Here is a 20,447-nt window from a genome sequence, read left to right as displayed (position 1 = left end):
GGGGTGGGGTGGGTAACGCCGACCTTGCAGAACGTAGCGCTTCCCACCCCACCCCGCTCGCTATGCTCGCGACCCTCCCCCTCAAGGGGAGGGTAAAGGACAGAGCGTCGAGACGATCAGTTCACCTTCCGCTGGTCGGCGGCGGGCAGGAACTCCTCGGTGAACACGCTCTCGACCGTAGGCTTCGCCTTGTAAGTGAACGTCAAACCGATCTGATCGAGCGCTTTCGCGAAGCGCGTCTTGTCGATGCCGCCGAAGCCATTCTCTTTCACCCGCGGCGTGATCATGTTCTGCTCGAGCACCATCTTGAGGCGCTCCAGCTCCACTTCTTTCTTCGCCACGTCGTTGCGCTTGATCACGGAATCCACGGCGCTCGACGGATCCTTCACCGTGTCGTGCACGCCCTTCATGATCGCGCGCAGCAGGCCCTTCACGGCTTCTGGCTTCTCCTGTGCGAATTTCTGCGAGACGATGATGGTGTTGCCGTAGAGGTCCACGCCGTAATCGCTCATGAGCATGACGACGATGTCGTCGGCCGGAACGCCGCGGGACTTGAGGTTGATGTAGGAGGACATGGAGAAGCCGAAGACCGCATCGACCTCGCCCTGCGCCAGCATCGGCTCGCGCACGGGGAAGCCCACGTTCTCGAACTTCATGCCGGCATCGTCGATCTTGTTCACGGCCTTGAAGATCGGCCATTGCGCATAGGCGCCGTCCGCCGCCGGCGCGCCGATCTTCTTGCCCGCGAGGCTCGACACCTCCTTCGAGATGCCGCGGCTCTTGCGCCCGATGATCGCGAAGGGCGGACGGTCGTAGATCACCATCACGGCCTTGATGTCTGTGCCGGGATTTTCGTCGCGGAAGCGCACGAGGGAGTTCACATCGCCGAAGCCCACATCATAGGTGCCCGATGCCACACGGGAGATCGGCTCGCGGGAGCCCGATGCGGGATCGATCGTCACGTCGAGGCCTTCGGCCTTGAAGTAGCCCTTGTCGAGCGCGACGGCGAAGGGCGCCGCCGGGCCTTCCCAGCGCCAGTCCAGGCTGAAGCGCACCGGTGTCTGGGCCTGCGCGGCTGCGGAGCCGAGAAGCAAAGCCACGCCCGCCAGCAAACCCGTGCTCCACCGCTTCTTCGTCGAAAGATACGGAAACATCACCGTCACCTCTGTTCTTTTGGTTTGCTCCCAGAAGGCCTGGGAGTCGGGCAGCTTGACCATCTTCGTGTCTTTTGCCCGGTTCTTGACCATGCAAGCAGAACGGCGCTCAGGGTCAAGCCTCTTGCCATGGCAAAACTGCCCACCGCCCCGTCATTTGACGCACAATTGAGCAGAATCCCTTTTCTGCCGCGCTACTCTTGAAGTGGTCGCTTCTGCTCCCCACCTTGGCGAAATCGGTGACCGGGCCCCTCTGGCAGAGCGCGAACATGCGCCTGTGATGTCGGAGCCGATGCTTGAACAGAAGCAAACATAGGTCCGGGTATTATGCCAGAATTCCTCTTAGTGGAATGGCTGGGAAAGCCCGTCTGGATGTGGACGGCTTTCCTGAGCCTTGTCGTTTTTCTCCTCGCCTTCGATCTCGGTGTCCTGAACAGAAAGGACAAGGAGCTCGGCGTGAAGGAGAGTCTTCTCCTGTCTGCCTTCTACATCACCATCGCGGTGTTGTTCGGCGCCTATATCTGGTGGTCGTTCGAAACCGGCCTCCTGGTGACCGAAGACGGAACCCATGCAGGCATTTCTTACTTCACGGGCTTCTTCATCGAGAAGTCCCTGTCCATCGATAACGTCTTCGTGATCTCGCTGATCTTCAGCTACTTCGCGATTCCCCGAAAATACCAATACCGCGCCCTCGTTTGGGGCATCATCGGCGTCATCGTTCTGCGCGGCATCATGATCGCGGTCGGCGCGGCTCTGGTGCAGGAATACGCCTGGATGCTCTATCTCTTCGGCGCGTTCCTCATCGCGACCGGCATCAAGATGCTGTTCGTGCCGGAAAGCGAACCGAACATCGACAAGAACGCGATGGTCCGTTTCCTGCGCAAGCACATGCGGGTGACGAACCGCCTGCACGATCAGCACTTCTTCGTGCGCGAGCCCGATCCGAAAACGGGCAAGATCATCACCTGGGCGACGCCGCTTTTCCTGGCGCTCGTGGTGATCAACGTCGCCGACCTGATCTTCGCAGTCGACTCGGTGCCGGCGATCTTCGCCATCACCACGGATACCTTCGTGGTTTACACGGCCAACATCATGGCGATCCTCGGACTGCGCGCGCTCTACTTCGCACTCGCCGCCATGGTGCACAGGTTCCACTACTTGAAATATGCGCTCGCGCTGGTGCTCGTCTTCATCGGCGGCAAGATCTTCTGGAACCAGCTCGTGGGCAAGCTCGACCCCACCATCTCGCTCGGCGTGACCCTCACACTGATCGCAGGCGGTGTCGTCTACTCGCTCTGGAAGACGAAGGACGACGAGGACACCATTTCCAGCGAAGCTTAAAGAAGTGAGGCGGCGAAAGCCGCCTCTTTCATTTTCAGACAGGCAACATGCCGTCGCTTTTCACTTCCTCCATCACCGCATAAGTGCGCGTTTCCTTGACGCCCGGCAGCGCCAGCAGGATCTCGCCGAGGAAATGACGGTAGGCCGCCATGTCGGCCACCCGCGTCTTCACCAGATAATCGAAGCCGCCAGCCACCATGTGGCATTCCAGAACCTCGGGCGCTCGCTTCACGGCTTCCGCGAATTTCTCGAAGACATCGGGCGTCGTCTTGTCGAGAGAGACCTCCACGAAAACCAGAAGCTCGAGGCCGAGCCGGTGCGGATCGAGCCGCGCGCCGAAGCCGGCAATGTACCCCTCCCGCTGGAGGCGTTTTACCCGGTCGCTGGTGGATGTGGGCGACAGCCCCACCTTCTCCGCGAGATCCACGGTGGAGATGCGTCCGTCCTGCTGTAGAAGCTTCAGGATCCTGCGATCGATCCGGTCAATCTCCGCCATTTTCACGCCTGTCTCACTGAATGACCGCTAATCTTAAGGCCCAGCCCTCAATATTGCCATCGAAACACGGAATGATCGCCCTTATATTCCCCGGAAATTTCCAGAGGAATCCCATGGTCCAGAAGTCCAGCGCCGCCGCCCTTTTCAACCCGCCCTTCGCCGAAGACGACAAGGCCATTGCCGCCCGCCTGCTCAGCCAGAGCCATCTCTCGCCGGAGCGCGAGCGCCGGGTGGACGAGCGTGCCACGCGCCTGATCGAGGCCATTCGCGGCAAAGGCGGCGGTCTCGGCGGCGTCGAGGAGATGCTGCGGGAATATGCGCTCTCCACCAAGGAAGGCTTGGCGCTGATGGTGCTCGCCGAGGCGCTGCTGCGCGTGCCGGACGCCGCCACCGCCGACAAGCTCATCGAAGATAAGCTCGGAAGCGCGGATTTCGCGGGGCATAAGGCCAAGTCCGACGCATTCCTCGTGTCCGCCTCGGCCTGGGCGCTCGGCATCACGGCCCGCGTGATCCAGCCCGGCGAGACTCCGGAGAGCATTCTCGGCCAGCTTACCAAGCGTCTCGGCCTGCCGACCGTGCGCACCGCCACGCGTCAGGCCATGCGCGTGATGGGCAATCACTTCGTGCTCGGCCAGAATATCGAGGACGCGTTGAAGCGCGCTGGTTCCACGAAGGGCCGCATCTACCGCTATTCCTTCGACATGCTGGGCGAAGGCGCGCGCACGGCGGATGATGCCCGCCGCTATTACGATTCCTACGCAGCAGCCATCGACGCCATCGGCCGCTCGGCGGGCAACGAGCCCCTGCCGAACCGCCCCGGCATTTCGGTGAAACTGTCGGCGCTGCACCCGCGCTACGAGGCGACGAGCCGCGAGCGCGTGATGCGCGAGCTGGTTCCGCTGACGATCGAGCTGGCGCGCAAGGCGAAGTCCTACGACCTCAATTTCACCATCGACGCGGAAGAAGCGGACCGCCTCGAATTGTCGCTCGAAGTGATCGATGCCGTGATGGCCGATCCGTCGCTGGCGGATTGGAAAGGTTTCGGCCTCGCCATTCAATCCTATCAGAAGCGCGCGGGCTCCGTGATCGACGCGATTGCCGCCATGGCCGAGCGCCACAACCGCCAGCTGATGGTGCGCCTCGTGAAGGGCGCCTATTGGGATACGGAGGTGAAGCGCGCGCAGGAACGTGGGCTCGACGATTACCCGGTCTTCACTCGCAAGGCGATGACGGACCTGCACTACGTCGCCTGCGCCGAGAAGATGCTGGCGCTTCGCCCACGCATCTACCCGCAATTCGCAACCCACAACGCATTGACGGTGGCTTCGATCATCGAGCGTGCCGGCGGCACGGAAGGCTATGAGTTCCAGCGTCTGCACGGCATGGGCGAAGCGCTTTATGCGCGCCTGCTTGAGGACAATCCGGGCCTCGCCTGCCGCGCCTATGCGCCGGTCGGCGGTCACCGCGATCTGCTCGCCTATCTCGTGCGCCGTCTGCTCGAAAACGGTGCGAACTCATCCTTCGTGTCGGTCGCTGCCGACCCCGACGTGCCGGTGCAGGCGCTTCTCAAGCGCCCGGCCGACATTATCGTGTCCGCCGATCAGGCGCGTCATCCCAAGCTTCCGCTGCCGCGCGATCTATACGGACCTGAGCGCGCCAACTCGAAAGGCGTCGAGTTCGGCCATCGCGATTCGCTTGAGGCGCTGCTTGCGGAAATCACATCCGCCTCCAAGGGACCGTTCAAGGCCGAGCCGCTGATCGACGGCAAGAACGCTGGCGGTGAAACACGCGGCGTCGTCAGCCCCATCGATGGCACGACGATTGTGGGCCAAGTGACGGAAGCGTCTCCCGATATCGCCGACCGCGCCATGGCTGCGGCCCTCAAGGGCTTCGGCGCATGGAGCCGCACGGATGCGAATGTGCGCGCGAAGGCCCTTCAACGCACCGCCGACCTGCTGGAGGAACGCCGCGGCGCGCTGCTGCATCTGCTCCAGGCGGAAGCGGGCAAGACCCTCGACGACGCGCTCTCGGAAGTGCGCGAGGCCGTCGATTTCTGCCGCTATTACGCCGTTCAGGGACGTACGTTGTTCGGCTCTGGAGATCTCATGCCGGGTCCGACCGGCGAGAGCAATGTGCTGCGCCTGCGCGGGCGCGGCGTGTTCGTGGCGATCTCGCCTTGGAACTTCCCGCTCGCCATCTTCCTTGGTCAGGTGAGTGCAGCCCTCATGGCCGGCAACACGGTGGTCGCGAAGCCCGCCGAGCAGACGCCGCTGATCGCCGACATGGCCGTTCGCATTCTGCACGAAGCAGGCGTCGCGAAGACCGCGCTTCACCTCGTGCCCGGCGACGGGCGCGTGGGTGCGCGCCTCGTCGAGCACAAGGATGTGGCCGGCGTTGTGTTTACCGGCTCCACGGAAGTCGCGCGCATCATCAACCGCACGCTTGCGAACAAGGACGCGGCCATCGTGCCGCTGATCGCAGAAACCGGCGGCATCAATGCCATGATCGTCGATGCGACCGCATTGCCGGAGCAGGTGGCCGACGATGTGGTGATGTCCGCCTTCCGCTCGGCCGGCCAGCGCTGCTCGGCGCTTCGCCTTCTCTGCGTACAGGAAGACGTGGCCGACCGCATGATCGAGATGATCGCGGGCAATGCGCAGGAACTGAAGATCGCCGATCCGCGTGAAATTTCCACCCATGTCGGCCCCGTGATCGACCGCGAGGCGAAGGACAAGCTCGATACGCACATTGCCGATATGAAGCGTCAGGCGAAGGTGCATTACGCGGGCGATGCTCCGGCAGCGGGCACCTATGTGGCGCCGCATATCTTCGAGCTGAACAAGCCGCACGATCTGGCACAGGAGGTCTTCGGTCCGGTCCTGCATGTGGTGCGCTACAAGGCAGGCCGTCTGAACGAGGTGATCGAAGCCATTGAGGGTTCGGGCTATGGCCTGACGCTCGGCGTGCATTCGCGCATCGATGCCACCGTCAACCGCATCGTCGATGCCTTGTCGGTGGGCAACGTCTACGTGAACCGCAACATGATCGGCGCGGTGGTGGGCGTGCAGCCCTTCGGCGGCCACGGCCTCTCCGGTACGGGCCCGAAGGCCGGCGGCCCGCACTATCTCCTGCGCTTCGCTACGGAGCAGACGGTGACGATCAACACGGCGGCGGCGGGTGGTAATGCCAACCTGATCGCCATGGGCGAGTGAGGGTTCGCTGCTCTCTGATAATGATGGAAAATGCCCGGCTTCGTGCCGGGCATTTTCATTTCGACACACGCATCCACATAGCCCTCATCCTGAGGAAGTCGCGCAGCGACTGTCTCGAAGGACGAGGGCGTCTTCAGAGACCTCTGGATCCTCCTTCGAGACGCCTGCTCCGTAAGCTCCTCAGGATGAGGTTTGTGTGTGATGAGAAGGAAGATCAGATCACCTTCACAAGCCGATAATAGCCAGCAGCGGTTTACTCTCGTGCCGTAAAAGGGAATTCGCTCACCATCTCCCAAGGCCCTCCGCGATACCTCCAGAGGTCCAGGCCGATGCCCTGAACCGCAAACGGCACGAAGGCTTCCGACAGCGTTGCCAGCAACGCTCTCGCTGTTGGCGGCTCGACGTTGTTCTGCACGGTGACATGCGGCTGATGCTTCTGCCGGTCCTGCGGCGTGAGCCAGTGTGCCCATTCGGATGCGAGATTACTGCGCAGATCAGTCAGTTCATGGGATTGCAGATTGTAGGCGACACCGCGTCCTAGAGAGCGAAGCGCCGTGACCGTGAGCGAAAAGCAATTGCGCCTCGTGGTCTCGGTTTCAAGCTTATCCTGGATCTTACCGTTATGGGCGCCAGGCAAATGATGAAATAGCGTCAGATGTGCGGGAATGAAGTTTCGCGCCGGCGGAAAGTAGCGCCGCCTCTGCCCATCGAAGAAGGTGAAGGATTGCTTGTCGAGGGCGAGCGTGAGGATGAGGGGCGCTGCATCTGCCATGCAAAGAAAAACCCGGCCGGAGCCGGGTTGTTTCAGATCAGTAGGTCAGGGCCTCTTTGGCCTCTCGCAGCTGCGCGATGGCCGACTCGGCTGCCTGCCTGGCGGTGGGTTCGTTGGTGGCGTCGTAGTGCATTTCCGCCTGGAGGATCTCCTGGTCGAGGATCTCGTGCGTCAGCTCCTCGGCAGGAAGAGCCCGCTCGGCAAGGACCGTGAGGCCAGTCTGGTTAACATCGGCGAAACCGCCGCGCACGAGAACCCGGCTGCCACTACCGGAACCGTTCCCGACGATGAGGAAGCCGGTCTTGAGGGTCGTCATCATCGGCGCATGGCCGGCGAGAACCGTCATGTCGCCTTCGCTCGCGGGCAGAACTACCGCATCGACGGCGCCGGAAAACAGCACGCGCTCGGGAGAGACGAGTTCGAAATTGAAGGTGGCCATTTGAGCTTCTCGTCAGCGAGCCGCCTGTTGGGAGCGGCCCGGAATCGGTGGAGACAGGCTGTATAAGCAGTCCCGAGGCGTGCGGACACGCCCCGGGACAATGCCGATTTCAATTAGGCAGCTTCAGCCGCGAGGCGCTGGGCCTTCTCGATGGCTTCCTCGATGGTGCCGACCATGTAGAAGGCAGCCTCGGGGAGGTGATCGTACTGACCGTCGACCAGACCCTTGAAGCCCTTGATGGTGTCTTCGAGCGACACAAGCTTGCCGGGCGAGCCGGTGAAGACTTCAGCCACGTGGAACGGCTGGCTGAGGAAGCGCTCGATCTTGCGGGCGCGAGCCACAGTCATCTTGTCCTCTTCGGAGAGCTCGTCCATGCCCAGGATCGCGATGATGTCCTGAAGCGCCTTGTAGCGCTGCAGCACCTGCTGGACCTGACGGGCGGTGTTGTAGTGCTCCTCGCCGACGATGGCAGCAGACAGCATGCGCGATGTCGAGTCGAGCGGATCCACAGCCGGGTAGATGCCCTTCTCGGCGATCGAGCGCGACAGAACGGTCGTGGCGTCGAGGTGGGCGAAGGAGGTGGCCGGAGCCGGGTCGGTCAGATCGTCGGCGGGCACGTAAATGGCCTGCACCGAGGTGATCGAACCCTTGGTGGTGGTGGTGATGCGCTCCTGCAGGGCGCCCATGTCCGTGGACAGGGTCGGCTGATAGCCCACGGCCGAAGGAATACGGCCGAGAAGCGCCGACACCTCGGAGCCTGCCTGGGTGAAGCGGAAGATGTTGTCCACGAAGAACAGCACGTCCTGGCCCTGGTCACGGAAGTTTTCGGCAACCGTCAGGCCGGTCAGAGCGACGCGGGCGCGGGCGCCCGGGGGCTCGTTCATCTGGCCGTACACGAGGGCGCACTTGGAGCCGGCGGCGGAGCCCGACTCGCGGGGATCCACGTTCACCTTCGACTCGATCATCTCGTGATAGAGATCGTTGCCTTCGCGGGTACGCTCGCCGACGCCGGCGAACACGGAGTAGCCGCCGTGCGCCTTCGCGACGTTGTTGATGAGTTCCATGATCAGCACGGTCTTGCCGACGCCTGCGCCGCCGAAGAGGCCGATCTTACCGCCCTTGGCGTAGGGTGCGAGCAGGTCGACGACCTTGATGCCCGTCACCAGGATCTGACCCTCGGTGGACTGCTCGGCGTAGGAAGGAGCCGGCTGGTGGATGGCGCGGGTGCTTTCACCGACGATGGGGCCGGCTTCGTCCACGGGCTCGCCGATGACGTTCATGATGCGGCCGAGGGTGGCGGCGCCGACGGGAACCGAGATCGGGGCGCCGGTGTCGAATACTTCCTGGCCGCGCACCAGACCCTCGGAGGTGTCCATGGCGATGCAGCGCACGGTGTTCTCGCCGAGCTGCTGCGAGACTTCGAGCACCAGGCGGTTGCCACCGTTGGTGGTCTCGAGAGCGTTCAGGATCTCCGGCAGGTTATTCTGGAACTGCACGTCGACGACGGCGCCGATGACCTGCGTGATGTGACCGACATTCTTGCCGGTGGTAGCGGTGTTAGCCATGTGAGGCTCCTCTCGGATTCGTCAGAGCGCCTCGGCGCCCGAAATGATTTCGATCAGTTCCTTGGTGATCATTGCCTGACGCGACCGGTTGTAGGTCATCGTCTGCTTCTTGATCATCTCGCCCGCGTTGCGGGTCGCGCTGTCCATGGCGCTCATGCGCGCGCCCTGTTCGGAAGCGGCATTCTCCAGGAGCGCGCGGAAGATCTGCACGGTCAGGTTCCGCGGCAGCAGGGTCGCGAGGATCTCGCCCTCATCGGGCTCGTACTCGTAGACCGCATCCGAAGATGTGCCGGTCGCCTCGATCTGGGTCGGGATGATCTGCTGCGCCGTCGGGATCTGGGCGATCACCGAGCGGAAGCGCGAGTAGAACAGCGTCGCCACGTCGAACTCGCCAGCCTCGAAGAGGCCGAGCACCTTCTGGGCGATCATATCGGCCTGCTCGAAGCCGATCTGGCGCACGGCGCGAAGGTCGACCAACTCGATGATCTGCTCGGCGAACTGGCGACGCAGGATGTCGTAGCCCTTCTTGCCGACGCAGATGATCTTGACCGTCTTGCCTTCCGCCAGCAGGCGGTTGGCATGCTCACGGGCAAGACGCGCGATCGAGGAGTTGAACGCGCCGCACAGGCCGCGCTCGGCGGTGCAGACGACCAGCAGATGAACCTGATCGGCTCCGGTGCCGGCAAGCAGTCGCGGCGTCTCGGGCCCGACAGTGATGCCGGACGCGAGATTGCCGAGCACCACGGCCATGCGCTCCGCGTAAGGACGCGCGGCTTCCGCCGCGGTCTGCGCGCGGCGCAGCTTCGCGGCGGCCACCATCTGCATGGCCTTGGTGATCTTCTGCGTCGCCTTGACCGAGGCGATGCGGTTACGAAGGTCTTTCAAGCTCGGCATCGAGCAGCCCTACCTCTCCGGTATTCCGGTTCGATCTTACGAGAAAGACTTGGCGAAGTTGACGACGACGTCCTTCAGCTTCGCTTCCGAATCGCTCGACAGGTCCTTGGAAGCGCGAATGGCGTCCAGGAGATCGGCGTGCTTGCCGCGCAGGAGCGAAAGCAGACCATCCTCGAAAGCGCGCACGCGGTTGAGCGGCAGGTTGTCGAGGTAGCCGTTCACGCCGGCGTAGATCACGGCGACCTGCTCTTCCATCTTCAGCGGCGAGAACTGCGGCTGCTTCAGGAGTTCGGTCAGGCGCGAGCCGCGGTTCAGCAGGCGCTGCGTGGTGGCGTCGAGGTCGGAACCGAACTGAGCGAAGGCCGCCATTTCGCGGTACTGCGCCAGCTCGCCCTTGATCTTGCCCGCGACCTTCTTCATGGCCTTCGTCTGGGCTGCGGAGCCCACGCGCGACACGGAGAGGCCGACGTTCACCGCCGGGCGGATGCCCTGGTAGAACAGATCCGTCTCGAGGAAGATCTGGCCGTCGGTGATGGAGATCACGTTGGTCGGGATGTAGGCCGACACGTCGTTGGCCTGCGTCTCGATGACCGGCAGAGCGGTGAGCGAGCCCGCGCCCTGGCTGTCGTTGAGCTTCGCAGCGCGCTCGAGCAGGCGGGAGTGCAGGTAGAACACGTCGCCCGGGTAAGCCTCGCGGCCCGGAGGACGGCGGAGCAGGAGCGACATCTGACGGTAGGCGACGGCCTGCTTGGACAGATCGTCATAGGTGATCACGGCATGCATGCCGTTGTCACGGAAGTACTCGCCCATGGCACAGCCCGAGAAGGGCGCCAGGAACTGCATTGGAGCCGGATCGGACGCGGTGGCCGCGACGATGATGGAGTATTCCAGCGCGCCGTTCTCTTCCAGCACCTTCACGAACTGAGCGACCGTGGAGCGCTTCTGGCCGATGGCGACGTACACGCAGTACAGCTTCTGCGATTCGTCGTTGCCCTGGTTCAGCGGCTTCTGGTTCAGGATCGTGTCGAGGGCGATGGCGGTCTTGCCGGTCTGGCGATCGCCGATGATCAGCTCGCGCTGGCCGCGGCCGACCGGGATGAGGGCGTCGATGGACTTGAGGCCCGTCGCCATCGGCTCATGCACCGACTTGCGCGGAATGATGCCGGGAGCCTTCACGTCCACGCGGCGGCGCTCGGTCGCCACGATGGGGCCCTTGCCGTCGATGGGGTTGCCGAGCGCGTCGACGACGCGGCCGAGCAGGCCCTTGCCGACCGGCACGTCCACGATGGCGCCCGTGCGCTTCACGGTCTGGCCCTCGGCGATCTCACGGTCGGAACCGAAGATCACGACGCCGACGTTGTCGGTCTCGAGGTTGAGGGCCATGCCGCGCACGCCGCTCTCGAATTCGACCATCTCGCCGGCCTGGACCTTGTCGAGGCCATAGCAACGGGCAATGCCGTCGCCGACCGACAGGACCTGACCGACTTCGGTGACTTCAGCCTCGGTGCCGAAGTTCTTGATCTGCTCTTTGAGGATCGCGGAGATCTCAGCGGCTCGAATGTCCATCAGTGGACCTCTTTCATCGCTAGACGAATGGAATTGAGTTTGGTGCGCACCGAGGCATCCACCATGCGGGAGCCCATCTTTACGATGAGGCCGCCGATGAGGCTCGGGTCGATTTTGACGTCGACAGCGACGTCAGCCTTGGCGACGTCGCGCAGCGCCGCCTTGATTTCGTTGAGAACGGTGTCCGACGGAGTTTCCGCCAGGGTCACCTGCGCCCGGACGATGCCCTTCGCGTCGGACACGAGGTCCTGATACGCGCGGATCATGTCAGGCAATGCGAAGAGGCGGCGCTTGGACGCCACGACGCGGATGAAGTTGCCCGTCAGGCCCGAAATGCCGGCCTTGGTCAGGAGGGCATCCACGGCCCGGGCCTGCTCTTCGGCCGTGAAGATCGGGTTGCGGATGAGACGCTGCAGGTCTTCACTGCCGCGGATCAGCTGGTCGAAGCGGCCGAGATCGCCGGAAACGGCGTCCACGACATTTGCTTCCCGGGCGAGTTCGAACAGCGCCGAAGCGTAGCGCAACGCCACGCCCGACAGGAGGGGTCCTTCTTGGGAGCCGCTTTGCGCCACGTAATCGTCTCTCTCAAGTTACGGGTTTCGAACCGGGGAAGCTTGGTGCTCTCGGGAAACCCGTCAGGTCGATGGAAGTGAGTCTGAAGCGGGACCGTCTCCGCCCTCAGGCGGGGGTGGACTAGCATGGGTTTTTCCGGGGCGCAAGGCGAGCGGGACCAAGGGATGCCCGGAAAAGCGGATTTCCCGCATCAGGGTGAAGGTCAGAGCTCCAGAACGGCGACTTCGCAGTTCCCCAGATACTGGCCCGTGAGCCGGTTGAAGAAGGTACCGTGGCCGACCACCGCGATCAATTGTTCGGGACGGGCGCGGAGCCAGTCCTTGAACCCCTCCACCCGCCGTTCGAAGACCGGAGCAGGCTCGGAGACGAAGCCCCTCGGATCGAGATCTCCCTCGTTATGCCACCAGATCTCGTCCAGATGGTCGAAGACGAGATGCGGGAAGTCCTGGAGCAGGAGCGCGGGCGAGCGGCCCACGTCGCAGCTGCTCTCCAGGTGCTCCCGGTGGAGGCATTCCACATGGATCGGCGGGGCGGAGGGATGCTGCCCGAAGAGGCCCATGGTCGTCTGGATCGCCCGGGTCAGCGGGGTGGTCACGATCAGTTCATAAGGATGCTGGCGCAGCTCCATCGCCCGCTCGGCAACCTGGCGCTGCCCCAGTTCCGTCAGGGGCGCGTCGAAATGCAGGGGATCCTCGCCGGTTTCGGCGAAATGGGCGTTGAAGGTCGATTGGCCGTGGCGGATGCAGTGGATGATCTTGGGCATGGCGCTCCTCGTAACGGACGCTATCGACCATAAAATCGCGTTCGGGTCGACCCATTTGGGTGATTTTGCGGCTCTTGTGCCCTCGCGCACTTGAGATTCGGTCAGGGAGTTACACTCTCCTTGGGGTCAGCCCGAGAACGCTTCCATGCGCCTGTTCGCTACGCTCGCCCTCATCGCCGCGGCCCTCTTCTGGAGCCACCCGTTCCTGCCGCCGGAACCGATGAAAGTCTTACTCGCCAAGGTCATGCCGGGAGAGCAGAGCGCGAAGCCGCCCGCTTTCGTTCACGCCCCAGGCCAGAATGGTGGCCTGAGGAAAGAGACCGTGCTCTCACGCGCTAAAGAAAGCTCTGCGGGTCCACGTCAATAGAGACACGGGTATTGCCCCTGACCTTCGGGCAGCGGGACATCCAGTCCCGCAAATAGGCTTGGAGATCCACCTCCCGCTCCGTCTTCACCAGCAGCCGGAAGCGGTAGCGTCCCCGGATCAGGGCGAGCGGCGCCTCTGCGGGGCCGAGCACCGTCACGCCGGGCGGCGGCTCCGCAACCAGAGCCATGGCGCGGGCATGGGCCTCGGCCACCTCCCGCTCCTCCGCCGAGACGATGAGTGAGGCGAGGCGCCCGAAGGGCGGCAGGCCCGCGAGTTCCCGCACCCGGGTTTCCTCTTCATAGAAGCGCTCCGCATCGCCCGAGACGAGGGCCGCGATGACCGGATGGTCCGGCTGCCATGTCTGGACCAGGGCTCGGCCCGGCTTCTCGCCGCGTCCGGCGCGGCCCGTGACCTGCTGGAGCATCTGGAAGGTGCGTTCGGCGGCCCGGGGATCGCCCGAGGTCAGGCCGATATCGGCGTCCAACACGCCCACGAGCGTGAGGAGCGGGAAATTGTGGCCCTTGGCGACGAGCTGGGTGCCGATCACGATATCGACCTCGCCCGCCGCGATGGCGGCGAGCTCCGTGCGCAGACGCTCGGTGCCGCCGGGAAAGTCGCTGGAGAGCACGATCACGCGCTTGTCGGGGAAGAGTTGCACTACCTCTTCGGCGATTCGCTCCACACCCGGACCGCAGGGCACAAGCGAATCGATGCTGCCGCATTCCACGCAGGCCTGCGGCGTGCGCTCCACATGCCCGCAATGGTGGCAGACCAGGGAGCGGCGGAAGCGGTGCTCCACCAGCCAGGTCGAGCAGTTGGGGCACTCATAGCGATGGGCGCAGGCCCGGCAGAGGGTGAGCGGCGCGTAGCCGCGCCGGTTGAGGAAGAGAAGCGCCTGCTCCCCTCGCCCGACCGTCTCCTCGACAGCGCTCACCAGGGTGGACGAAAGCCAGCGCCCTTTCGGAATCTGCTCGCGCCTGAGATCAATCGGGCGGATCTGCGGCATGGAGCGCCCGCCGAAACGCTCGGGCAGCTTCACGTGGCGGTAGCGCCCGCGCTCCACATTGACCCGGCTCTCGATGGAGGGCGTCGCGGAGGCCAGCACCACCATGGCGTTTTCGATCTTGCCCCGCACCACGGCCATGTCGCGGGCGTGGTAATGCACGCCGTCATCCTGCTTGTAGGCGGTCTCGTGCTCCTCATCGACGACGATGAGGCCGAGATCGGCATAAGGCAGGAATAGCGCCGAGCGCGCGCCCGCGATGACCTTCACCTCCCCCGAGGCAATGGCCGCATAAAGCCGCTCGCGTTTGCGGCCCGTGACGCCGGAATGCCAGGTGGCTGGCTTCACGCCGAAGCGGACGGCGAATCGGTCGAGGAACTGCGCCGTGAGTGCGATTTCCGGCATGAGGATCAGGGCCTGCCGACCCTGCTTCACAGCCTCGGCCACCGCCTCGAAGTACACTTCCGTTTTGCCGGAACCGGTGACGCCCTCCAACAGGATCACCGAGGGATGCTCCGCGCCCATGGCCGCGACGACATCCTTGGCCGCGTCCCGCTGGCCATCCGAGAGCTGCGTCTCGCCGAAATCGGGCTTCGGCGGTTCCGCGACAGGCTCCTGCAGCAGGGTCACGGTCTCGAGCGTGCCGTCATCGATCAGGCCATCGATGACGCCGTTGCTCACGCCCGCCGCATGGGCGAGCTCGCTCTTGAGCCGCACGACGCCGTCCTGCGCCGCCTCGATGACCTTCTGGCGCGCCGGCGTCATGCGCTTGGGCCGGTTCTCGGTGAGCTTGACGCCAACCCGCACGACTTCACTGCGGTCCGGATCGGGAAATTTCAGGCCCATGGCGAGCGCTGAGCCCTTGGGGGCCAGAGTGTACCAGGCGACCCAGTCCAAGAACTTGCGCATGGTCGGCGACAGGCTGGGCCCGTCGATGACGCCCGTCACCTTCTTGAAGTTCGCGCCCTGCCCTTCCCGCAAGGACCAGACCACGCCCGCCACCTCGCGGGTCGCGAGCGGCACCTGCACCACATCGCCCTCCTCGAGCGTGAGGCCATCCGGCACGGCATAGGAATAGGCCGTGTCCAGCGCCAGCGGGATGAGGACATCGGCGATCTTGGAAGCCATCAGGAAGCGAGCGTGTCCATGGAGTGCATGAGATGCTTAGACCCGATTTTCCCGCTCGAATGCAAGCATGGTCCAGCGGACATCCTGCCGCCCGAGCCTGTCCGAAAATTCGTAGTTCTTCAAAAGCGCGAGTCCACCCTTCGCAGCCGCCTCGATCAGCGGCTCGATAGGAGTATGAAACATGCGGCGTCCCGGAGGCACAGGCCCTTTTCTCACTGTCATGAACAATCGCCCATCCGGCGCGAGAAGATGCGCGATGCGCGGCAGCGCCCTCCCACGTTCCTCCTCGTCGAGATGCATCCACACGGCGGTCATAAGAATAAGATCGAAACGGGTTTCGCCTGCATGAAGTCGCACGAGATCCGGCAAGGCATCGTCGGTCCAGGTGATCGCGGGATCGGGATGGAGGCGCTGGGCATGGGCGCGCAGCTCCCCTGTCGGCTCGGCGGCGTGAACGAGGAATCCACGCTTCGCCAGAGCTGCCGCATCGCGGCCCGTGCCGGCACCGATGTCGAGGGCGCGTCCGCCCTGCGGCAGGAGATTCAGGACAGGAGCATAGATATCCTCGAAGGAAATGCTTTCATACGAAGCGACCAGGGAATCGGCTGCCTCGGCATAGCCCGCATTGCTCGCGATCTTGGTATCGGCGTTCACGTCGTTTCCCCCTACTGTCCTATGGTGCCAATGTTATCCTGTTTATAGCGCATACCCGATAGACTTCATCTTTTGGCAAGGTCGCGAGCGGATATTCACCCTATGTCAGACAGCAAGAACGAACCATCAGCCCTCGATCTCGCCCTGCCCGGCGCGGAGGATACCCGCCAGGAGGTGATGGCGTGGCTTGGCTCGCTCGCCAAGGAGCGCCGGCTTTCGCCGAAAACGGTGGAAGCCTATGCCCGCGACATCAGGCAGTTCCTCGCTTTCCTCACCGAGCATCTCGGTGAGAAGCCGAGCATCAAGGGCGTGCTGGGCTTAAAGCCCCTCGATATCCGCTCTTTTCTCGCCGCGCGCCGCATGAACTCGGTCGGGAGCCGCTCGCTGATGCGACAGCTCGCGGCGCTTCGTTCCTATGCCCGCCATCTCGAACGCGAGGGCCATGGAACGGCTTCCGCCTTTGCCGCAATTCGCACCCCGAAAGTGGAAAAGAACCTGCCGCGTCCCCTCTCCGCCTCGTCCGCTGTCGCGGTGACCGACAAGGAGACGCGGGCATCCGAGGATCGCAAGCCGTGGATCCTGGCGCGGGATGCCGCCGTGCTCTCGCTGCTCTACGGCGCAGGCCTGCGTATTTCCGAAGCGCTCGGCATTCAGCGGCGCGATGCACCGATCAACGGAACCGATTCGATCACGGTAACCGGCAAAGGCGGCAAGATGCGCAGCGTTCCCGTGATCCCAGCCATCCAGCGGGCGGTGGAGGAATATCTGCACCTGTGCCCCTATGCGATCCCGCCCGAGGGACCGCTTTTCGTCGGCGCGCGGGGTGGCCCCTTGTCGCCGCGCATCATCCAGCTTGCGGTAGAGGAATTGCGCGGCGCGCTCGGCCTGTCGGACAGCGCTACGCCCCATGCCCTGCGCCATTCCTTCGCCACACACCTGCTCGCCAAGGGCGGAGACCTGCGCGGGATTCAGGAACTGTTGGGCCATGCGTCGCTCTCGACGACGCAGCTCTACACGAAGGTCGATGCGGCACGGTTGATGGATGCATTCAACGCGGCGCATCCGAGGGCGCGGGTGAAGTAAGGCCAACGCATCATCCCGGACGGTGCAGCCGATCCGGGATGACTGAGTTTTATTCCGCGGCGATCACGGCCTCGGCGAGGATCTGCCGTGCGGCGGGGCCGATATCGCCCTTGGTCCAGTGCGGGCGGCAGACGGACACGTAGCGATTTTCGCCGCCCACCTCGACGACCGGGCCTGAGCGTACCGCTTCGCCATTGGGATCGAACTTCAGGATCATCGTGGCCTTGCGGCCGCAATGGCAGAGCTGCTTGATCTCCTGAAAATCCTCGGCCAGCGCCATGATCGTCGCGATGGCGTCACTGAACAGCGTGCCATACACGTTGTTCTTCAGCCCGTAGGCCATGACGGGAATTTTCAGCTCGTCGACGATCCAGGCCAGCTGACGGACCTGATCGGCCGTCATGAACTGAACCTCGTCGATCAGAACGACCGTTACTTTCTTCCTGGCATGCTCCGCCGCAACGAAGGCGCCGATGTCCTCGTCCTTTTTCAGCGGGATCGCATCGGCCTCGAGGCCGATGCGGGACTTCACCTTGCCGACCCCGAAACGGTCGTCGATCAAGCTCGTGAACAGCAGGACATTTCCGCCGTTCTCGACGTAGTTGTAACGAACCTGCAGGAGATGGGTCGTCTTGCCTGCATTCATTACCGAATGGATGAAGTGAAGTTTTGCCATGAATCCATATTACATATGGATGGCGCGCTTCTCCACCGCCATCGCGGCTTCCTTCACAGCTTCCGCAAGGGTTGGATGCGCGTGGCAGGTGCGGGCCATGTCTTCCGACGAGCCGCCGAACTCCATGGTGATCGCCGCCTCATGGATGAGGTTGCCGGCTTCTGGGCCGATGATGTGAACGCCGAGCACCTTGTCGGTGGCGGCATCCGCAAGGATCTTCACGAATCCGTCCGTGGTGCGGTTCACCTTGGCGCGGCCGTTGGCCGTGAAGGGGAACTTGCCGACATTGTAGGCGATGCCTGCAGCCTTCAGCTCCTCTTCCGTCTTGCCGACGGAGGCGACCTCGGGGAATGTGTAGACCACGCTCGGGATCACGTCGTAATTCACGTGGCCCGCCTTGCCGGCGAGGAACTCGGCAACCGCCACACCCTCGTCCTCGGCCTTGTGCGCGAGCATGGGGCCTGCGATCACGTCGCCGATGGCATAGATGCCGGTGATGTTGGTGGAGAAATGCGCATCGGTGAGAATGCGGCCGCGATTATCGAGCTGCACGCCCACACGGTCGAGGCCGAGGCCCTGCGTATAGGGCACGCGTCCGATGGCCACGAGCACCACATCTGCATCGAGAGTCTCAGGCGTGCCGCCGGCGGCCGGCTCGAAGGTGAGCGTCGCGCCTTTGCCGGTGTTCTTCACGCCGGTGACCTTGGCGCCGAGCTTGAACTGGAAGCCCTGCTTGCCGAGGATGCGCTGGAAGTTCTTGGCGACATCGCCGTCCATGCCGGGCAGGATGCGGTCGAGATATTCGATCACCGTCACTTCGGAGCCGAGGCGGCGCCACACGGAGCCGAGCTCCAGACCGATCACGCCCGCGCCGATCACCACGAGGCGCTTCGGCACAGCGTCGAGTTCGAGCGCGCCGGTGGAGGACACCACCACCTTCTCGTCGATCTCGATGCCGGGAAGACGCGTGACGTCCGAGCCCGTGGCGATGAGGATGTTCTTGGTCTCGAGCACCTGGTTCGTGCCGTCCTCGGCGGTCACTTCGACCTGGCCTACGGCGGCGATGCGGCCCGTGCCGATGAAGGCATCGATCTTGTTCTTCTTCAGCAGGAACTCGACGCCCTTGGTGTTGCCGTCGACGCCCTCCTGCTTGAAGGACTGCATGGTTTTCAGATCGAGCTTGGGCGCGGAAACGCCGATGCCGAGACCGGCGAAGTGATCGCGCGCATCCTCGAACATGTGCGAGGCGTGCAGCAGGGCCTTCGACGGAATGCAGCCCACGTTGAGGCAGGTGCCGCCATGGGTCTTGCGCTTCTCGACAACAGCGGTCTTGAGGCCGAGCTGCGCGGCGCGGATGGCAGCCACATAGCCGCCGGGGCCGGTGCCGATGACGATGAGATCGTAGGACATATCTTGTCTCCACTTAACGTCATGCCCGGACTTGATCCGGGCATCCACGTCTTATCTGAAGGTTGGAAGTCGTGGATGGCCGGGACAGGCCCGGCCATGACGTTGAATTTTTCTTACAGATCCAGAACCAGACGCGCCGGATCCTCAAGCGCATCCTTGACGCGCACGAGGAAGGTCACGGCTTCCTTACCGTCGACGATGCGGTGGTCGTAGGATAGCGCGAGATACATCATCGGGCGCACGACGACCTGGCCGTTGCGGACCACCGGACGCTCCTCGATACGGTGCATTCCGAGAATACCGGATTGCGGCGCGTTGAGGATCGGCGTCGACATGAGCGAGCCGTAGATGCCGCCATTGGTGATGGTGAAGGTGCCGCCCTGCATCTCATCGATGGAGAGCTTGCCGTCACGGGCACGCTTGCCGAAATCCGCGATGGTCTTCTCGATGCCCGCGACCGAGAGCTGGTCGGCGTCGCGCACCACGGGAACCACAAGGCCCTTCTCGGTTCCGACCGCGATGCCGATGTGGTAGTAGTTCTTGTAGACGAGGTCCTGGCCGTCGATCTCGGCGTTCACGGCCGGAACGTCCTTGAGAGCCTGGATCACGGCCTTGGTGAAGAAGCCCATGAAGCCGAGCTTGGTGCTGTGCTTCTTCTCGAACACGTCCTTGTACTGGTTGCGCAGGTTCATCACCGCGCTCATGTCCACGTCGTTGAACGTGGTGAGCATGGCAGCGGAGTTCTGCGCATCCTTGAGGCGGCGGGCGATGGTCTGACGAAGCTTCGTCATCTTCACGCGCTCTTCGCGCTCGGCATCGACCGGAGCCGATGGTGCGCGCACGGACACGGGAGCCGCCGTTGCGGGCGCCGAAGCACCGCCCGTGGCAATCGCTGCGAGCATGTCGCCCTTGGTCACGCGGCCATCCTTGCCCGTGCCGCCCACATTGGCGGGGCTCACGCCGCTCTCGGCAGCGATACGGGCAACGGCGGGGCCGTGATCCTTGGCAGCGCCGGGCGCGGCAGCGACCGGTGCGGGCGCTGCGGCGGGAGTCGGTGCAGCCTTCGGAGCCTCTGCCTTGGGAGCCGAAGCAGGAGCAGCGGCAGCGCCGCCTTCCACGATGGAGCCGAGCACAGCGCCGGGCGCGACCGTCTCGCCGTCCTTGGCGACGATGTCGCCCAAGGTGCCGCTTGCGGGCGCGTTGACTTCGAGTGTCACCTTGTCGGTTTCGAGCTCGAGCACGGGCTCATCGGCCTTCACGGGATCGCCGGGCTTCTTGAACCAGCGGCCGATGGTGGCCTCTGAAACGGATTCGCCGAGAGTGGGTACGCGGATTTCGGTTGCCATGGTCG

The 20,447-nt window shown here is 63.8% G+C and carries 17 protein-coding genes; 3 read left to right on the top strand and 14 right to left on the bottom strand.

The features are described 5' to 3' along the window. Nucleotides 1–116: 116 nt before the first annotated feature. Nucleotides 117–1,154 carry an ABC transporter substrate-binding protein gene (locus tag ACXJKO_RS13515; RefSeq protein ID WP_457091606.1) on the bottom strand — a complete coding sequence of 346 codons (1,038 nt, stop codon included), beginning with the start codon at nucleotides 1,152–1,154 and terminating at the stop codon, nucleotides 117–119. Between the two features lie 327 nt (nucleotides 1,155–1,481). On the opposite strand from ACXJKO_RS13515, the gene ACXJKO_RS13510 reads away from it, so the two are divergent. After that, entirely contained in the window at nucleotides 1,482–2,495 is a 1,014-nt protein-coding gene (locus tag ACXJKO_RS13510; RefSeq protein WP_457091605.1) for a TerC family protein, read from the top strand. A 34-nt stretch (nucleotides 2,496–2,529) separates the two neighbouring features. Here ACXJKO_RS13510 and ACXJKO_RS13505 read toward each other — a convergent pair whose 3' ends face one another. Next, on the bottom strand, nucleotides 2,530–2,991 hold the full coding sequence (locus ACXJKO_RS13505) for an Lrp/AsnC ligand binding domain-containing protein (RefSeq protein WP_457091604.1): 462 nt from the start codon (nucleotides 2,989–2,991) through the stop codon (nucleotides 2,530–2,532). 113 nt (nucleotides 2,992–3,104) lie between these two features. On the opposite strand from ACXJKO_RS13505, the gene putA reads away from it, so the two are divergent. Beyond that, nucleotides 3,105–6,203 (top strand): bifunctional proline dehydrogenase/L-glutamate gamma-semialdehyde dehydrogenase PutA, encoded by a 3,099-nt coding sequence (gene putA / locus ACXJKO_RS13500; RefSeq protein WP_457091603.1) that lies wholly within the window; start codon nucleotides 3,105–3,107, stop codon nucleotides 6,201–6,203. 253 nt (nucleotides 6,204–6,456) lie between these two features. On the opposite strand, the gene ACXJKO_RS13495 is transcribed toward putA, so the two are convergent. The 9 genes from ACXJKO_RS13495 to ACXJKO_RS13455 form a co-directional block, all read right to left on the bottom strand. After that, complete coding sequence (locus ACXJKO_RS13495) at nucleotides 6,457–6,975, bottom strand: 2'-5' RNA ligase family protein (protein ID WP_457091602.1); 519 nt, start codon at nucleotides 6,973–6,975, stop codon at nucleotides 6,457–6,459. Nucleotides 6,976–7,012: 37 nt separating this feature from the next. Further along, on the bottom strand, nucleotides 7,013–7,414 hold the full coding sequence (locus ACXJKO_RS13490) for a F0F1 ATP synthase subunit epsilon (RefSeq protein WP_457091601.1): 402 nt from the start codon (nucleotides 7,412–7,414) through the stop codon (nucleotides 7,013–7,015). A gap of 113 nt (nucleotides 7,415–7,527) precedes the next feature. Beyond that, complete coding sequence (gene atpD / locus ACXJKO_RS13485; protein ID WP_457091600.1) at nucleotides 7,528–8,979, bottom strand: F0F1 ATP synthase subunit beta; 1,452 nt, start codon at nucleotides 8,977–8,979, stop codon at nucleotides 7,528–7,530. A gap of 21 nt (nucleotides 8,980–9,000) precedes the next feature. After that, a complete protein-coding gene (locus tag ACXJKO_RS13480; protein WP_457091599.1) occupies nucleotides 9,001–9,873 on the bottom strand; it encodes a F0F1 ATP synthase subunit gamma in 873 nt (290 codons plus the stop codon). A gap of 36 nt (nucleotides 9,874–9,909) precedes the next feature. Continuing rightward, on the bottom strand, nucleotides 9,910–11,439 hold the full coding sequence (gene atpA / locus ACXJKO_RS13475; RefSeq protein ID WP_457091598.1) for a F0F1 ATP synthase subunit alpha: 1,530 nt from the start codon (nucleotides 11,437–11,439) through the stop codon (nucleotides 9,910–9,912). Beyond that, nucleotides 11,439–12,011 (bottom strand): F0F1 ATP synthase subunit delta, encoded by a 573-nt coding sequence (locus ACXJKO_RS13470; protein WP_457091597.1) that lies wholly within the window; start codon nucleotides 12,009–12,011, stop codon nucleotides 11,439–11,441. Before ACXJKO_RS13470 ends, atpA begins: the two co-directional genes overlap by 1 nt. A gap of 203 nt (nucleotides 12,012–12,214) precedes the next feature. Next, a complete protein-coding gene (locus tag ACXJKO_RS13465; protein ID WP_457091596.1) occupies nucleotides 12,215–12,775 on the bottom strand; it encodes a histidine phosphatase family protein in 561 nt (186 codons plus the stop codon). A gap of 335 nt (nucleotides 12,776–13,110) precedes the next feature. Further along, nucleotides 13,111–15,273: a primosomal protein N' gene (locus tag ACXJKO_RS13460; RefSeq protein ID WP_457091595.1), complete on the bottom strand. Its 2,163-nt coding sequence runs from the start codon at nucleotides 15,271–15,273 to the stop codon at nucleotides 13,111–13,113. Nucleotides 15,274–15,309: 36 nt separating this feature from the next. Then, nucleotides 15,310–15,927: a class I SAM-dependent methyltransferase gene (locus tag ACXJKO_RS13455; RefSeq protein ID WP_457091594.1), complete on the bottom strand. Its 618-nt coding sequence runs from the start codon at nucleotides 15,925–15,927 to the stop codon at nucleotides 15,310–15,312. Between the two features lie 102 nt (nucleotides 15,928–16,029). Between ACXJKO_RS13455 and ACXJKO_RS13450 the strand changes: the two genes are divergently transcribed. After that, nucleotides 16,030–17,010, top strand: coding sequence for a tyrosine recombinase XerC (locus ACXJKO_RS13450; protein WP_457091593.1), 981 nt, complete (start codon nucleotides 16,030–16,032; stop codon nucleotides 17,008–17,010). 49 nt (nucleotides 17,011–17,059) lie between these two features. Here ACXJKO_RS13450 and ACXJKO_RS13445 read toward each other — a convergent pair whose 3' ends face one another. The 3 genes from ACXJKO_RS13445 to odhB form a co-directional block, all read right to left on the bottom strand. Next, nucleotides 17,060–17,686: a thymidine kinase gene (locus ACXJKO_RS13445; RefSeq protein ID WP_457091592.1), complete on the bottom strand. Its 627-nt coding sequence runs from the start codon at nucleotides 17,684–17,686 to the stop codon at nucleotides 17,060–17,062. A gap of 9 nt (nucleotides 17,687–17,695) precedes the next feature. Further along, nucleotides 17,696–19,096, bottom strand: coding sequence for a dihydrolipoyl dehydrogenase (lpdA, locus tag ACXJKO_RS13440; protein WP_457091591.1), 1,401 nt, complete (start codon nucleotides 19,094–19,096; stop codon nucleotides 17,696–17,698). 113 nt (nucleotides 19,097–19,209) lie between these two features. After that, nucleotides 19,210–20,442 (bottom strand): 2-oxoglutarate dehydrogenase complex dihydrolipoyllysine-residue succinyltransferase, encoded by a 1,233-nt coding sequence (gene odhB / locus ACXJKO_RS13435; RefSeq protein WP_457091590.1) that lies wholly within the window; start codon nucleotides 20,440–20,442, stop codon nucleotides 19,210–19,212. Nucleotides 20,443–20,447 lie beyond the last annotated feature (5 nt).

This window comes from Microvirga sp. P5_D2 (assembly GCF_054049475.1).
The sequence above is the reverse complement of the archived record's forward strand: the minus strand, read 5'-3'. Positions and strand labels throughout refer to the sequence as shown.

Coding starts and splice junctions, on each gene's coding strand:
- ACXJKO_RS13515 (WP_457091606.1), bottom strand. CDS start 1,154: ATGTTTCCGTATCTTTCGACGAAGAAGCGGTGGAGCACGGGTTTGCTG.
- ACXJKO_RS13510 (WP_457091605.1), top strand. CDS start 1,482: ATGCCAGAATTCCTCTTAGTGGAATGGCTGGGAAAGCCCGTCTGGATG.
- ACXJKO_RS13505 (WP_457091604.1), bottom strand. CDS start 2,991: ATGGCGGAGATTGACCGGATCGATCGCAGGATCCTGAAGCTTCTACAG.
- putA (WP_457091603.1), top strand. CDS start 3,105: ATGGTCCAGAAGTCCAGCGCCGCCGCCCTTTTCAACCCGCCCTTCGCC.
- ACXJKO_RS13495 (WP_457091602.1), bottom strand. CDS start 6,975: ATGGCAGATGCAGCGCCCCTCATCCTCACGCTCGCCCTCGACAAGCAA.
- ACXJKO_RS13490 (WP_457091601.1), bottom strand. CDS start 7,414: ATGGCCACCTTCAATTTCGAACTCGTCTCTCCCGAGCGCGTGCTGTTT.
- atpD (WP_457091600.1), bottom strand. CDS start 8,979: ATGGCTAACACCGCTACCACCGGCAAGAATGTCGGTCACATCACGCAG.
- ACXJKO_RS13480 (WP_457091599.1), bottom strand. CDS start 9,873: ATGCCGAGCTTGAAAGACCTTCGTAACCGCATCGCCTCGGTCAAGGCG.
- atpA (WP_457091598.1), bottom strand. CDS start 11,439: ATGGACATTCGAGCCGCTGAGATCTCCGCGATCCTCAAAGAGCAGATC.
- ACXJKO_RS13465 (WP_457091596.1), bottom strand. CDS start 12,775: ATGCCCAAGATCATCCACTGCATCCGCCACGGCCAATCGACCTTCAAC.
- ACXJKO_RS13460 (WP_457091595.1), bottom strand. CDS start 15,273: ATGGCTTCCAAGATCGCCGATGTCCTCATCCCGCTGGCGCTGGACACG.
- ACXJKO_RS13450 (WP_457091593.1), top strand. CDS start 16,030: ATGTCAGACAGCAAGAACGAACCATCAGCCCTCGATCTCGCCCTGCCC.
- ACXJKO_RS13445 (WP_457091592.1), bottom strand. CDS start 17,686: ATGGCAAAACTTCACTTCATCCATTCGGTAATGAATGCAGGCAAGACG.
- lpdA (WP_457091591.1), bottom strand. CDS start 19,096: ATGTCCTACGATCTCATCGTCATCGGCACCGGCCCCGGCGGCTATGTG.
- odhB (WP_457091590.1), bottom strand. CDS start 20,442: ATGGCAACCGAAATCCGCGTACCCACTCTCGGCGAATCCGTTTCAGAG.